The following is a 14,506-nucleotide window of genomic DNA, read 5'->3' as shown; positions in this document are numbered from 1 at the left end:
GCAAAATGTGGAAGAAAAATGGATTTACCTTAAAAGCATTCTAAATTTGCAGTTATTTTTTATTCTGACTTTCAGCTTGTTACATAAAAGGTACAAAGGTGTTAATCGAAACTTACTATTAGCAATTCAAGTTACATTAAGTTTTAGTTATTACACTGCTAATAAACTTTTAGAACACAAAGGGAAGAAATGATGAACTTTAAAACTACATTACTTAGCAGCGCCGTTTTATTTGCACTTGTTGGTTGTGGCTCAGATAACGACAAGAACGACTCGGTTGATCCTCAGCCGCAAACTGCACAGTTCACATTAGGTGTGTCTGATGCACCAGTGACAGGTTTAAAAGCTGTAAATGTTGTGTTTGATTCAATCACATTGAAAACCCAAGGTGGTGAAGAATTCACGTTTGAGACCCGTGAAGATGATGATGAAACCATGCCCGAAATGGTTAACTTATTAGACTATACAGGTGATGATGTATTTTCTTTATTAGAAGATGAAGAAGTGCCTGCTGGCGAATATCAATGGATCCGTGCAGATGTGATCAATGGTGACACAAACGATTTAACCATGACTTCGCATGTTGTTTACGAAGATGACAGCATTGCACCACTGGTTGTTAAACGTAAAGGCAACGATGGTATCGGTGAAATTCAACTTGATGGCTTTACCCTAAACCAAGCTGGTAACGACTTTGTTATTGAATTTGACCTTAAAAAGTCATTAGTTGATCCACAAAATAATGATGAGATCTTCTTAAAACCACGCGGTGTTCGCTTAGAAAACCTTGCTGAATCTGAAGATATCGAAGGCACAGTTAGCGACGTACTCATCGCAAACTGTGAAACAGATAATATCGATATCGCACTCGAAGATGGCTCATTCGGTCATGCTGTTTACCTATATAGCAGCGATGTTGAAATGCCAATGGACAATTATGAAGTTAACGAAGATGAAACACCATTAGATGCACCTCTTGCAACGGCAGATGTTGTGTTCGATAGCGAAGATAACCAATTCGAATTTGAACTTGCGTTCATTCAACCAGGTGACTATCAACTTGCTTATACCTGTGCAGCGCATATTGATGACGCTGAAACGCAAGACGAAGCATTTACGCTTTATCAAGTAAAACCAATTACAGTAACATCGGGTGAAGACTTAGACGTGTCTTTCACTGTTTCTGAATAATATTGGCATACCCCATTAAAAAGCCCGCACTGCGGGCTTTTTAATTATTGGCCACCCATTTAGCGACTCCTAGTGCTTCCATCACAAACTCAACAGATAATGCAGCTAAAATTAACCCCATAATTCGCGTTAGTATCGATGCACCGCCAACCCCAATAACTTTCAAAATTCGCTCACTTAATAACAGCAATAATAAAGTGATCAATAACACTACCAGCATTGTTATTGCCGAAATTACTTGTTCCTGAACGCTATAAATATGGTTATCGGTAATTAGAATAACCGCTAAAATTGCACCCGGCGATGCTGTTGCGGGAATTGCTAAAGGGAATACAGAAATATCGTGCTGTGACTCAACATCACCTTGCTGGGCCTCCTCAGCAAAAATCATTTGTAGACCGAACAGAAATAAAATAATGCCACCAGCAACTTGGAACGACAACAAACTAATACCCATTGCAGTTAACAGCAACTGCCCTATGACAATCGCTCCAATTAATACAATGGCAGCATAACCCACCGTTTTAAAAGCAGTCTTTCGCCGCCTATCGGCAGGCAATTTAGCTGTTAAAGCAGCAAACAACGCCATTGTGCCGATAGGGTCTATTGTTGCCCAAATGACTAAAAAATCATGCAAAACTTTATCTAACATATATACCTTAAAATGAGAATGCACTCCTTTTACATTAGCAATTTTTTGCACTAATAAGTATTACACAGATCCTTGAGTTATTGAGCTGCAGATTTTTAGAGCCTTTTTGTAACGATTTAATGACAGGAAAACTCTTTATTAGCCAAATACTAAAACCAGCATAGCCTCCCCTTGTAGCTATGCTGGTTTTCTCGTTGTTACTATCTGAATATGTTAATATTATAAGCCTTACCCAAACAGCCTAGGCTTTGTTATGACATCGCGTATTCTCAAATCGATTTTTTACTCATCTTTTCTATTAGGCTCTGCTGTATTTTTGCAAGGTTGCCAAGAACAACCTCAATCAGATCAAATTGCCGTCACCGGCGGGCTTATCCAAGGGCAAAAAGAAGGACGTTTTATTGCCTATAAAGGCATTCCGTATGCTGCAGCTCCGGTGGGAGAGTTACGCTGGCGAGCGCCGCAACCTGTGCCCAAGTGGCAAGATGTAAAAGTACTTAACGATTACGCGCCTGACTGTATGCAAAAGCCGTTTGCAGCCGATGCAGCACCGCTGACAACAACCCCTTCGGAAGATTGCCTTTATTTAAATGTATTTAAACCCACTAAACCCAGCGATACTCCTTACCCTGTTGTGGTGTGGATACACGGGGGTGGTTTTGTAAATGGTGGCGCATCACCTGCTGTTTATTCAGGTGAGAGCTTTGCTAAACAAGGGGTTATTTTTGTTAGCTTTAATTATCGCTTAGGCCGATTTGGCTTTTTTGCGCACCCTGCTCTGAGTCGTTTTGAGAACGATGCGCTTGGCAACTACGCTTTAATGGATCAAATTGCGGCACTTGAATGGGTGAAACAAAATATCGCTCAATTTGGTGGTGATGCTGCAAAAGTGACACTCATGGGTGAATCTGCAGGAGGCGCATCGGTACATGCGATGATGCAAACCCCTGCAGCTAATGGCTTATTCCAGCGAGCGATTATTATGTCAGCGGGCGGACGAGAGCTATTTAAGCAGTTGCCACTTAATAGTGATGACGACACCGTATTAAGCGCCGAAAAAATTGGCGAAAACTTTGCTAAACAACACACCATTTTAGGCAGTGATGAAAATGCCCTTGCTGCACTACGTGAGTTATCTGCCGAAGACGTGGTTGATAACCTAAATTTGAGCACATTAAATCGACAAAATAATGATGAGTCTACGTACGTTGGCGGGCCAATTATTGATGGCACTATTATCAATTCGGCGACTGAAGCGCGCTTGAGTAAAGGCACATTTAGCCATGTCGCGACTATGGTTGGCACAACAGATATGGATTTAGGCTTTGCTAATTTTGCCTCTAAAGAGGCGCTATTCGCAAGTTTTGCCCCGCACAGTACACAAGCAAAAATGACTTACGATGCAAATGACCAAATGCCTTTACCCTTACTTAATTACCAAGTTGGTCAAGACGCTTTAATGCAAGAGCCAGCAAGGTTCGTTGCAAAGCGTGTGACAGATATGGGTAATGATGCCTTTTTGTATCGATTTGGTTATGTGGCGCAAACTTTAGATAAACCTGGTGCAGAGCACGCCAGCGAAATTCCGTACTTCTTTAATACTGTGGCTGCTAAATATGGGCACGTTACCACTGAGCAAGATAAGCAAGCCGCTAAAATAATGCACCGTTATGTGACGAACTTTATTAAATTAGGCACGCCAAATGGCCCAGGTTTACCGACTTGGCAAGCATATCAAAATGATGAATCTTTTATACTGCAAATGAGTAAGTCAGGGACTGCAGAGTTTTTACCGGACCCCTTACAAGCGCGGTTAAACATCACAGCAACAAAAGCTGAAAAGTAATAATTAAATAAGGCGCTTAATAAGCGCCTTATTTTTATCATTGCTGCTGAACATACTCAAGCGCTGTCATCTTGTGGTATGTCACATTAGGATGAAATACATGAGTAGGATCTGGGTCTACTACTTCAATTGGCGTGCCTTGACTGCGTGCAATATCGAGTGCCATTTGCGTAATGTTGACGCTAAACGAGGTGCCGATAAAGACGATTTTATCGGCATCGAGCATACGCTGTTGCGCCTCAGAGATTCGATAAAGCTCAGTGTAGTATTCGTCAAATAACAACACGTACGGCTTAAACGATTCGTTTAGCTTGGGGCTTTCATTATTAATATTGAACACCTCAAGCAAGGAGTGGTGGAGGTTGTCTTCGTTGACTTTATCCCACGGTGCGTTAAAAGCCATCACATCGTCACCTTGATGGTGAAACAGTGTCATTTGATCTAAGCGACCATGAATAGCAATAAAATCAGTGTTTCCCGCTTTGCCATCAAGGCCATCGATATTTTGCGTAATGAGATTTTTATCACTCAACCAATGATGCACCTCATTAGGGCCGTGATGGCGATAGGTTGCAAAACGATGATAATACCAAGCTAAAAATTCGCGAGGGTTGTTTTGGTACATAGCACGGGTTGCCATTTCCATCGGCGTATAATTTTTGCTACCAATGGTCCAATAACCATCTTCACCACGAAAGGTTGGTATACCGCTAGCGGCACTCACTCCCGCTCCAGTAATATAGAGTGTATTCATAGAGATAACTTTACCTTGTAACCAAGGGCATCGGCTGTCACTTGTTGATTATTGTCCATACCACCCAGACGATACAAACTTCCTTGGTGCTCTAATAAACCTCGATGATCCATACTCGCGGTATCGGCTTTTGGCATCACCTGCCAGGTGTTTTTGTCAACATCAAAGCGCCAAACATGATCACTCGCTGGTGCTGGTTTGCCATCGTATCCCATGCCATTGTAGTTATATGGGTTACCAGAGCCGCCCATCATATAAATATCGCCATTAAAACTGGTTGCTGCCATACGGTAATGGGCAACACCTGTAGGGTGCGGCACGGTACGCCAATCTATTTTTAATGGGTTATCAGCATCAATCGTGCCTTTTAAACACTGTGCAACCGCAGCAAAAGAGCGGCGCTTATCAGCATTCGCCTGTGTTTTAACGCCATCACACACCAATAGAGTGTTTCCACTAATTGCCGCTGCTTGGCCAAACACCGGTTGACCTAAAAACGGCGAAGCCTGTTGCCAAGTATCTGTTTGCGTATCATACACTTGTACTAAGTTAACATTACCATCGTTATGCCAACCACTGACCAAATAGATATAACGCTGCTGGTACTTAAGTGCCACACTGTCATCCACCGGAACAGGCATACTGGCAAGTTGCGTATATGAATTAGAGAGCACATCATAGCGATATACATCGGGTGTAGAGATTTCTTGATGATCGGCGCTAACGGTATACCCACCAAATACATAGGCATGCTTACCCACACCCACTGCGGTACTCGCCAAACGACCAGTAAGGGGCAATGTACTTGGCACAGCTTTAGCCGCTTGCCACGCGTTGTCGCCCACTTTAAGGACCCACACTTTATTATGAACATCGGTATGTGCCTTGCCTGAGCTCAAGCCCATAAAGCTTAGGAAGTAGGCTTGTTCATCAATAACAACTTTGGCGACAGCATTGTTTGCGACGGGTTCAGGTAAAGCAGGAATGGTTGCAAGTGCAATAGAAAATAACAGGCTCATAAATTAAACAGGTAACTTAACACGTCTCTTAAGAATACCATTTTATGAGCCTGAATAAAGGCTCGCTATTAGTAAGCAATACTAATACGTTGATTTAAATGCGCTGCCGACTGTGCTTCATCAAGCATCGCTTTAGCATAATCAGTAACTGATATTTTGCTTTCGCCATTTGCATCAGTAAAGAAGCTGTCGCCACCAACACGGTACGGGCCTTCTGACTCCCCAGGGTAAATGACCGCTGCCGGTGATACAAAAGTCCAAGCTGTATCTGCTGCTGATGCTCTAAATACATCAAGTGCCTCACCTTGAGCAATGGCTTCTGCTTTGTATTCAGCAGGAAAATCTGGGCTTGATACCAGAGTTACACCGGGTGCCACTTCTAAGCTACCTGCACCGCCCACCCATAAAATGCGTGTGCCAGTACCTGCAAGCGAGTTTAGTAATTGCTTTGCCGTGTTTGCAACAATTTCATGGTTACCTAAAGCACGACCACCAATTGCCGCAATAACAACATCACTACCTGCAGCTGCAGTTGCGATATCGTCTTTAGTTAAATCAAATTCAGTCACAGTGACGTTATCTTGGGTTACTTTACTTGCGTCTCTAACTAATGCATTAACTTGATGACCACGTGCGATTGCTTCTGAAGTAATGTGGCTGCCAATCCAACCTGTTGCGCCAATAACTGCTAATTTCATGAGGAATTCTCCGTTGTTTGTTTCAATGATTGCAGTTTACTTGTTCACCAATTACTGATAAATACACTATATAGATACACATTGTTTCATTTTAAGATACCAATGGATAAACTCACTTCAATTACTAGCTTTGTCGAAGTTGCCCGTACAGGCAGTTTTACTCAGGCTGCAGAGAATTTAGGTTTAAGCCGATTACAAGTTTCTAGGCATATTCAAGACATTGAAAAGTGGCTAAATTTAAGGTTGTTTCATCGCACAACACGCAAAGTAAGTTTGACCCTTCAAGGCGAAGAAGCCCTTAGCTATTGCCAGCAAATATTAAATCAAGTGTCTGATTTACAAAGCCGAGCACACAGTCATAACAACGAATTGGTAGGTACCATTCGCGTTGCCTCCCCGATTGGGCTTGGCCAACATAAGCTATTTGATGCCATCGAAGAGTTTACCAAACGCCACCCGCAGACGCGCTTTGAACTGTTACTTTCAGATAGTTTATCGCAGCTGGTTGATGACCGCGTTGATATCGCTTTGCGTTACATCCACCAGCCCGATGAAGGTCTTATTGCCCGTAAGCTAATGTATATCGCAACCGCCGTATGTGCCTCTAACGATTATTTAGCTGTGCACCCACAGATTTTTGAGCCGAGTGACTTATCTGTTCACAATTGCCTTGTTCATAACAAACACACTATTTGGCAATTTCAACACGGCGACAACACACAAAAAGTGACCGTGAAGGGCAACATTGTTGCCAACGATATGGGGGTGCTTCTAAAAGCAGCAAAACAAGGAATCGGGGTGGCTCACCTACCATGCGATCTCGCCAATGACTATTTGGCATCGGGTGAGCTTGTAAAAGTACTGCCAGAGCATACTACTATGGGCTCTCACTTATGGGCGGTGTATTTATCGCGTAACTTCCAACAAAATGTGGTGAGAGCGTTCATCGACTTTTTAGCAGAGCACTGGCAACACGATATTTTATAATCTAAACCTGCTGCAAATACGTATTAGCTACAAAAAGGAGCCGTAATGCAGCACTTAGATCATGAAGTATCACGCATCATAGAGATGGCGTGGGAAGACAGAACCCCGTTTGAAGCAATAAACCAACAGTTTGGTTTAAATGAAAAAAACGTTATTGCACTGATGCGTGAGCAATTAACGAGCTCGAGTTTTAAACTCTGGCGAAAGCGCGTATCAGGGAGACAAAGTAAACATATTAAACTTCGCCATCCCGATATTTTAAGAGGTTATTGCAAAACTCAATATAAGCACAGGTAACACTATTTAAGTTGGTCAGCGAACTGACCAACCGCATCGACCACTTTTTGTGCGCCATTTTGAATATCTGACATAACTTTGCCAGATTCAGTTGCTAGGCTGTAGCCTTGTTCAGCTTTGCTCTTACCTTGTTCTATAACTTCAACTGTATTTTGAGTCAGTGCCCTGTTTTGCTGTACAACATCAACAATTTCAACAGTCGCTTTTGAAGTACGTGAAGCGAGCTGTCTTACCTCATCAGCAACAACAGCAAAACCCCTTCCTTGTTCGCCAGCACGGGCGGCTTCAATCGCTGCATTAAGCGCTAATAGGTTTGTCTGATCAGCAATACTACTGATACTTTGAACTATATTTGCGATTTGCTGAGACTGTTTATCAAGTGCTGTGATCTCATTTGCTGCTTGTTCCATTTTATTTGCAAGTTCATCCATAACACTAACCATATTACTGAGTACTTCAGCCCCTTGATGAGCGATTTGATCAGTTTCAGTCGAGGTACTATAAGCAATGTCAGCTGCTTGAGACACAGCTATTTCACGATTTACTTGATCAGTAATCACCGTTGCAAACTTAACAACCTTATAAAGCTCCCCTTGTTCACTAAACACAGGATTATATGTGGCTTCTAACCACACGGGATCACCATACTTATTAACACGTTTGAATCGAGAGGAAACAAACTCACCTTTTTGTAGTTTCTGCCAAAATGCCGCGTACTCTGATGAGCTTGCTTCTTCAGGTGAACAAAACATACTATGGTGTTTACCAATAATTTCGTGCTCTTTATAGCCCACACCCAGTAAAAATTGCTGATTTGCTTTTAATACATGACCCGTTAAATCAAACTCGATTACGGCCATAGAGCGATGAATTGCTTTTACTAAGTCCTGGTTTTCGCGTGACGATTCAATCGTGCGTGTTAATGCATTTGCATGCAATGTAAAATGAAGAAATTGGTTTTGCTTATTTACCACAGGATGAACGAACACTCTTAGCCAAGCCTCTTCACCTTTAGCATTGACCAACTGAACGGCTCCTGCCCATGGCTTTTTGTTTTGTAGTGCGTGTTTAAAGTTCAGATAGTGTTCTGTTTTTCGCGCCAATTGCGGCACTAAATCAAGTAATGCAATCCCATCAAGTTGGTTTGCGCTAAAACCCAGTTCAATTTGAACTTGGGGATTAGTATCAATAACACAGCCTTTGCCATCAAGCGTTAATGTAAGCATTAGCTCATCAAGATTTTGCTTTATTTGAGAAACCCTAAATAATTCGTCTTCAAGATTGGTTATTTTATTTTTTAGTGGCTTGGTAGAAAACATGGGGTACATCACTTCATTGCTAAATTAAAATTCAAACAGTGAACTCATTTACTTAAAAAGTTACTGAATATTAAACTATTACAATATATCCCTATGTTTCTATGATATGGAGTTTCAAGAAGTGAGACAAGGTATTCCTTCCAATTCGCAAAAAAATAGGAGGAGCTTTAAGGAAATTAAACCGCATTGATAACACAGCAAAATTTCGTTATTAGGTTGCTTATAATACTCTACAGCTGCATCAATGCAGATGCCTAAGGCTTAATGCAAATTAGAATCACTTATTTAACTGGTTAGCAAACTGGCCAACCGCATCAACAACTTGCTGTGCTCCATGTTGAATATCTTCCATTACTTGTCCTGATTCATTCGACAAAGCAAGACCTTGCTCTGCTTTGACTTTCCCTTGTTCTATAACCTTTACTGTATTTTGAGTTAATGATTGATTTCGCTGAACAACTTCCACAATCTCTTCAGTTGCTTTAGATGTCCGAGATGCTAATTGCCTAACCTCATCTGCAACCACCGCAAAACCACGGCCTTGCTCACCTGCACGAGCTGCTTCAATTGCAGCGTTAAGCGCTAATAAGTTAGTTTGATCAGCAATACTACTAATGCTTTGTACAATACTTGCTATATGTTGCGACTGCTTATCTAAGGCTGCGATTTCTTGCGCCGCTTGCTCCATCTGTAAAGCAAGTTCATCCATAACAGCCACTGTGTTTTTAAGTACTTCAGCTCCTTTTACAGCGAGTTTGTCGGTTCCTGTTGAGGTACCGTAAGCAATCTCTGCCGCTTGAGAAATTGCATGCTCACGATTCACTTGTTCAGTGATCACAGTTGCAAATTTCATTACTTTATAGAGATCCCCAAAATCATTAAAAATCGGATTGTAAGAGGCCTCAAGCCAAACGGTATTACCAAACTTATCAACACGTTTAAAGCGAGACGCTATGTACTCACCATTTTTTAAACGCTGCCAAAATTGCTCATACTCAGTAGAGTTTGCTTCTTCTGGTTCGCAAAACATTCTGTGATGTTTACCTTTTATCTCTTTTTCGGAGTAACCCATCGCATTATAAAAATGACTATTTGCACTTAAAACATGACCCTCTAAATCAAATTCAATAACCGCCATAGCACGGTGTAACGCTTTAATAATGTCTTTATGCTCTCTTGCGGTAGCAATTGTATCGGTTAGTAAAGTGGCATAAATTGCGAAAAATAGAATTTGATCTTGAGGACCTTTTACTGGGTGCGAAATAATTCTAAGCCACTCTGTTTTACCACTTTTGTGATAAAACTGCAGCGCCCCAACCCAGTGCTTAGAATGCTCTAAAGCAGAAGAGAATTGGCTAAATTGTTCAGTAGATTTGGACTCATTTGTAATGATGTCAAATAAGTGCGTGCCAGGGAACGCATCTTTATCGTAGCCAAGTGCTTTGGTAAAGTTTTGATTTATATAGGATACCTCGCCGCTTTCAAGTACATTAAGCGAAATCATTTCTTCATTCAAGCCATCACGCACTTGCTGTAGATGAAATAACTCAGTCTTTAACGATACAAGCTCAGAGTTTACTGACTTACTGAAAAACATAGGATCCTCAAGAGATTAACGTGCATTAAAGTAAGTGTAGAACATTTGAATCAAGGTGTACTAATAAGCTGTAAATTTTATTATTAATTCACTCAGTCAGCTTAATATATTTTTCAGCAAGCTCATCTAACGTTTCACGATGATTAGGATCGGGCTTAATACAGTCGATAGGACATACACTAACGCAGGTAGGATTATCATAATGCCCAACACATTCAGTGCATTTATTAGGATCGATTTGATAGATTTTTGCACCCATATAAATAGCTTCATTCGGGCACTCAGGATCACACATGTCGCAGTTAATACATTTGTTATTGATGAGTAATGCCATGACACACCTTTAAGCCCGATGGTGGAGTATTGCCTTTAAAAGCCAACCTAGATTTCAAAAAGCAGCGAAAATTGCAGCCGCGTAATATAGATTGCTGCGAATGAAGTTTCTTTGATCTAGATCAAATTTAAAAGTAGTTAAGATTCTCCGAGAGCATTATTACAGCTGTAATGTAGTGGGATTATCTACCGAACTAAGTTATGTGATGAGATAAGTGAGAGGTTTGGTGACTATGTATGTTTTAAGTATGAATAGCATTAATAAAATAATAACTCGTTACTGGACAAAAACACGTTAGAGTATTTATTCGGTAACTCCTGAGTATGGTGCGCGACGAAATCGCGTAACAGTTGAGCTTGCTCAACGGCATAATTCTTTTGTTAGTTTTTATCATACCGCTCTTTCCAGCTAGAGTTATAATTCTGGTTTTTCATTTCGATCCACATTTCCGCATCACTGCCCATAAACATATATGCAATGTGATCTGGACTAAAAGTCAGCGTAGTTTGGTATGTAATCCCAGATTTCTCAATTTGTGAATAAGGTGTGTTGTTTAAGCCTATCTTTTTTACGCTGCGCAAATTTTCAATTAGTAACTCTTTATCGTGCCATGATAATAAGAAACCCTCCCAAGCATTTAACGATGACTTTGCTAAAACGATAGAGTCAGAATTATTTTTACCATCATTAAACATAACAACCAGTTCAGCGCTTTTATCATCTTCATTTGCTTTAATGCCAACCGAAAATGATTTTGTCCCACCTTCGCTTCGCACCAATAAAAAAGCACCTGACTCTACATCTTCACTAAAATGCAGTTTGTTGACATTGATATACCCAGTAAAGCTACATTTGTTTCCGCAGGTTTTCTTGAATGTATTTAATTCAGCCATCCCCACAGGTACAGAATGTTCGCTTTTCACAAGTACATTGGAAAGGCTTTCGACGGAGAATAAAAGCAACAAAATAAGTAAATATAATCGCATAAATTCCCTTGCTAACTAACATTTTAGTATTTATGCGACACGCAGTTTGTGTTGCATAATCGGTTGTTGGACTGAGCTGTTACCTGCTCGGAGTGTCAGAGTTGGTATTGTCTATGCTATGGCTTTACTTATAAAAACTAGGCTTTTTTGAGGCTCTCACTTTCCTAGCTAGTTTAATCAGGTTAGTTAGTGTTATGTAAGCTCGGCCTGCATTGCTCAGCGTTTATTATACTTTCATTACACCTAAGTTTGGCTAAATAAGCAACTATATATTTGCACGCGCAAAGCAGCCATGAGAGCATTTATCCTAACTCGTCTTGGGGCAAAAATGAGTTAAACGCAGATTCTTCTTGGGATAATAGAAGAGAGGCACTTAATGATACTTTAATTGCCTTTTAAAACCCACTTTCCTAATAAAAACTGATTAAATCGTGCCCCTTAACATTTGATACTAAACTCGACGAAATTTGTAAGAAGTAGCCATGATACCAATGCTCTTAAGCTGAGGCCCTGAGGATAATTTATATAGTGCTTTAGTTTTTCTGATATTTATTATAGTTCAGCTCGCTATAAATATCGTGTCCAGATTGGCGTATTGTATTTCAGTTGCCACCCACTTTCAGAGCTACCGCCGGTTTGAGTACTACAATCTTTTTGAAGCTGACCTTGCGACAAACCCTGTGTATTGACCTCTAAACCACCTGCTCCTACTGACACACTCGCCGGTGCATTCGAGCCAACAACTAAACCACCATTGATAAAAACCTTGGAACCCGAGGTCGTTACAGCTCCACCAAGTGTCACATGACCATCTATAACCCACCCTTGTACATTTAAACCTCCTTGCGAAATGATTGATGAATTAGCAAGAGCTAAACCAGCCTCTTCATCTCCAACCAATTTACCGTCAGGGGTGCATAAATTTGTTGGCACAATTCCACCACTGCATAGTTCACTAGGATTAAAGTTTGGCGCTATGAGTTTTCCATGCCCTGAAGAGGTTAGCTCTAGATCTCCTGTTGTAACAAATGTATTTAGTAAACTTTTACCTACATTATTTACGGCATCATTACTGCCAACACCATTAATTTTTAACGATCTATCAAACCATGCAATTCCTGGTGGAAAAGAAGAAATTCCATTTAACTCCCAAATTTCGTTGTTTCGAAAACAATGCCCACTTCCCCATCCACATGAAAGAAAAGGTTGAGCTCCAAAAAAACGAAGCTCATCTGTTTGGAGATCATAAACACCATCAAGGCTTGTTCCATCAGCTAAACTTACATTTTGAATCGTTAAATGACGTTTACCATCAACCTCCTCAAAAATATAGTTAGCTGAAGCCTTATAGTCATCAGCAACCACTTTAGCTACTCTTGTGTCGCAATACGGCACTCCAGGCAAGCTAGAGTTAATTCCAGTCATTTTTTGGACTAGATTATTTAGCGTTGCATTACCTTGATAATCACCAATACTTAACTCTCCAGCAATTTGGCTAGGGTTAAGAATTTTAGGTAAGTTCCAACAATTGGAATCACTGTTACATCCACCTTTATTCGCTCGTAGATTACCACCACCAATCAGCGAACCGATATTACCAGTGCCTACGCTAAAATCACCATTTGAGAAAACACTTGTATAATTAGCGCCATATCCATCACTTACTATCTTTTGCCCCCATAGTTCTCCAACTGTAAGGGTGAAAATATCGATGTTTCCCCCGAGGACTCCAGTAGTGACGAACTGTATTACAGAAGGTAAAGAATCATCACCATCTAAAACCTCACTTGCAAACCCGCTCACAAATCCAGTTGAGTTCTCAATATTGGCATCGCTTAAGTCAACAAGTAATCGCCCACCAGAGGTCGTTTCAACCACAAATTTTAGATTCTTTGACGGTAATAAAACTCCTAGATCCTTCGATGAGCCTGCGGACTCAGCATCGTTAAGTAGCTTACCACCTATACCAGTCGTTCCAATCAAATTACCACTATCATCCAGCACTTCTGCACTAAAAGCACCAGCTCGAAGGTATTCATAGACCCCTTTACCGCTATTACCAATATCAATATCACGCGCCCAAACGCCCACATGTTCAGGCGTTGACATGCTCTCAAGCGTAAAGCGACCACCGACATACAGGTTTGCATTACGTTTTATTCCCCCGCCATTCATATAAACATCACCGCTCACACAACCAGAAATACCACTTTTTGAAGAGTTTGTGAGAGTCAAGTTGCCTTCAACAGCGATATCTGAGAGAGCATCACCTGACAAGAAGTCTGTTCCACCTCCTGTTAAGTCAGTTGCTCCCCTGAGAACAGCTGTACGAACCATTGAACATGATTTTATTGGTGACTTGGTGCCTGTATGTTGAAGCTCAAAAACAGCTTCAATTGATGAGTTAGAGTAAGCTTTTGTCCCCTTTGCCGCTTCAGCATTCACTTCAGCATAAAGATATGTTTTATCATCCACTTCCTCTTTAAATAGGGAGAGATGAATATTTGGGTCACTGACGCTTGGCTTGAGTGTCAGTTGTGTTTGTCCAACTTCTGCTTTAAGTGGTAATGAATCAATTAATTCTTCCAATTGAGAGCTGTTAAGAGCATTTAAATACTTTTTTGTTAAATCTACTCCAACCCAAGCTTTTCGTTGGGCTAGTGTTTGCGCATGCATGGTTAAACTCTGATTTTGAGAACCTTGGATATAATGAAGTGAACCTAAAACAGCAATGGAAATTGACACTCCCACTAAGAGTAAAATAGTGATTGTCGCTGCACCACACTGACGCGACCTAACAGTAATTCTGTTCATACTATCCCTTGT

General features: G+C 40.9%; 13 protein-coding genes. 4 read left to right on the top strand and 9 right to left on the bottom strand.

The features are described 5' to 3' along the window. Nucleotides 1-192 precede the first annotated feature (192 nt). Complete coding sequence (locus BIZ38_RS01560; RefSeq protein ID WP_187489474.1) at nucleotides 193-1,191, top strand: DUF4382 domain-containing protein; 999 nt, start codon at nucleotides 193-195, stop codon at nucleotides 1,189-1,191. A gap of 40 nt (nucleotides 1,192-1,231) precedes the next feature. Here BIZ38_RS01560 and BIZ38_RS01555 read toward each other — a convergent pair whose 3' ends face one another. Continuing rightward, a complete protein-coding gene (locus BIZ38_RS01555) occupies nucleotides 1,232-1,843 on the bottom strand; it encodes a MarC family protein (RefSeq protein WP_054553595.1) in 612 nt (203 codons plus the stop codon). 253 nt (nucleotides 1,844-2,096) lie between these two features. On the opposite strand from BIZ38_RS01555, the gene BIZ38_RS01550 reads away from it, so the two are divergent. Next, nucleotides 2,097-3,689: a carboxylesterase/lipase family protein gene (locus tag BIZ38_RS01550; RefSeq protein ID WP_187489380.1), complete on the top strand. Its 1,593-nt coding sequence runs from the start codon at nucleotides 2,097-2,099 to the stop codon at nucleotides 3,687-3,689. Nucleotides 3,690-3,726: 37 nt separating this feature from the next. Here the strand turns inward: BIZ38_RS01550 and BIZ38_RS01545 are convergent, their stop codons facing one another. The 3 genes from BIZ38_RS01545 to BIZ38_RS01535 all read right to left on the bottom strand — a co-directional run bounded on the left by BIZ38_RS01545 (nucleotide 3,727) and on the right by BIZ38_RS01535 (nucleotide 6,160). Then, a complete protein-coding gene (locus BIZ38_RS01545; protein ID WP_187489379.1) occupies nucleotides 3,727-4,443 on the bottom strand; it encodes an SIR2 family NAD-dependent protein deacylase in 717 nt (238 codons plus the stop codon). Further along, a complete protein-coding gene (locus BIZ38_RS01540; protein ID WP_187489378.1) occupies nucleotides 4,440-5,462 on the bottom strand; it encodes a Kelch repeat-containing protein in 1,023 nt (340 codons plus the stop codon). The genes BIZ38_RS01545 and BIZ38_RS01540 overlap by 4 nt, the downstream gene beginning before the upstream one ends. Nucleotides 5,463-5,530: 68 nt before the next feature. Beyond that, the gene (locus BIZ38_RS01535) at nucleotides 5,531-6,160 is read right to left on the bottom strand and encodes an NAD(P)-dependent oxidoreductase (RefSeq protein WP_138599183.1); all 630 of its coding nucleotides are present in this window, start codon (nucleotides 6,158-6,160) and stop codon (nucleotides 5,531-5,533) included. A 102-nt stretch (nucleotides 6,161-6,262) separates the two neighbouring features. Between BIZ38_RS01535 and BIZ38_RS01530 the strand changes: the two genes are divergently transcribed. Then, nucleotides 6,263-7,147 (top strand): LysR family transcriptional regulator, encoded by an 885-nt coding sequence (locus tag BIZ38_RS01530; RefSeq protein WP_138599182.1) that lies wholly within the window; start codon nucleotides 6,263-6,265, stop codon nucleotides 7,145-7,147. Between the two features lie 45 nt (nucleotides 7,148-7,192). Beyond that, nucleotides 7,193-7,444 carry a TIGR03643 family protein gene (locus BIZ38_RS01525; protein WP_054553589.1) on the top strand — a complete coding sequence of 84 codons (252 nt, stop codon included), beginning with the start codon at nucleotides 7,193-7,195 and terminating at the stop codon, nucleotides 7,442-7,444. Between the two features lie 2 nt (nucleotides 7,445-7,446). On the opposite strand, the gene BIZ38_RS01520 is transcribed toward BIZ38_RS01525, so the two are convergent. The 5 genes from BIZ38_RS01520 to BIZ38_RS01500 all read right to left on the bottom strand — a co-directional run bounded on the left by BIZ38_RS01520 (nucleotide 7,447) and on the right by BIZ38_RS01500 (nucleotide 14,494). Further along, complete coding sequence (locus BIZ38_RS01520; protein WP_054553640.1) at nucleotides 7,447-8,763, bottom strand: methyl-accepting chemotaxis protein; 1,317 nt, start codon at nucleotides 8,761-8,763, stop codon at nucleotides 7,447-7,449. A gap of 277 nt (nucleotides 8,764-9,040) precedes the next feature. Further along, on the bottom strand, nucleotides 9,041-10,360 hold the full coding sequence (locus tag BIZ38_RS01515) for a methyl-accepting chemotaxis protein (RefSeq protein WP_187489377.1): 1,320 nt from the start codon (nucleotides 10,358-10,360) through the stop codon (nucleotides 9,041-9,043). Nucleotides 10,361-10,448: 88 nt separating this feature from the next. Continuing rightward, the gene (locus BIZ38_RS01510) at nucleotides 10,449-10,694 is read right to left on the bottom strand and encodes a YfhL family 4Fe-4S dicluster ferredoxin (RefSeq protein WP_054553587.1); all 246 of its coding nucleotides are present in this window, start codon (nucleotides 10,692-10,694) and stop codon (nucleotides 10,449-10,451) included. 380 nt (nucleotides 10,695-11,074) lie between these two features. Further along, entirely contained in the window at nucleotides 11,075-11,680 is a 606-nt protein-coding gene (locus tag BIZ38_RS01505; RefSeq protein WP_152967131.1) for a hypothetical protein, read from the bottom strand. Nucleotides 11,681-12,247: 567 nt separating this feature from the next. Then, nucleotides 12,248-14,494 (bottom strand): hypothetical protein, encoded by a 2,247-nt coding sequence (locus BIZ38_RS01500; protein ID WP_187489376.1) that lies wholly within the window; start codon nucleotides 14,492-14,494, stop codon nucleotides 12,248-12,250. Between the last annotated feature and the right edge of the window lie 12 nt (nucleotides 14,495-14,506).

It is taken from the genome of Pseudoalteromonas sp. BZK2, from assembly GCF_014349195.1.
Taxonomy (GTDB): Bacteria; Pseudomonadota; Gammaproteobacteria; order Enterobacterales; family Alteromonadaceae; genus Pseudoalteromonas; species Pseudoalteromonas simplex.
This window is presented reverse-complemented; position numbering and strand designations above follow the sequence as displayed.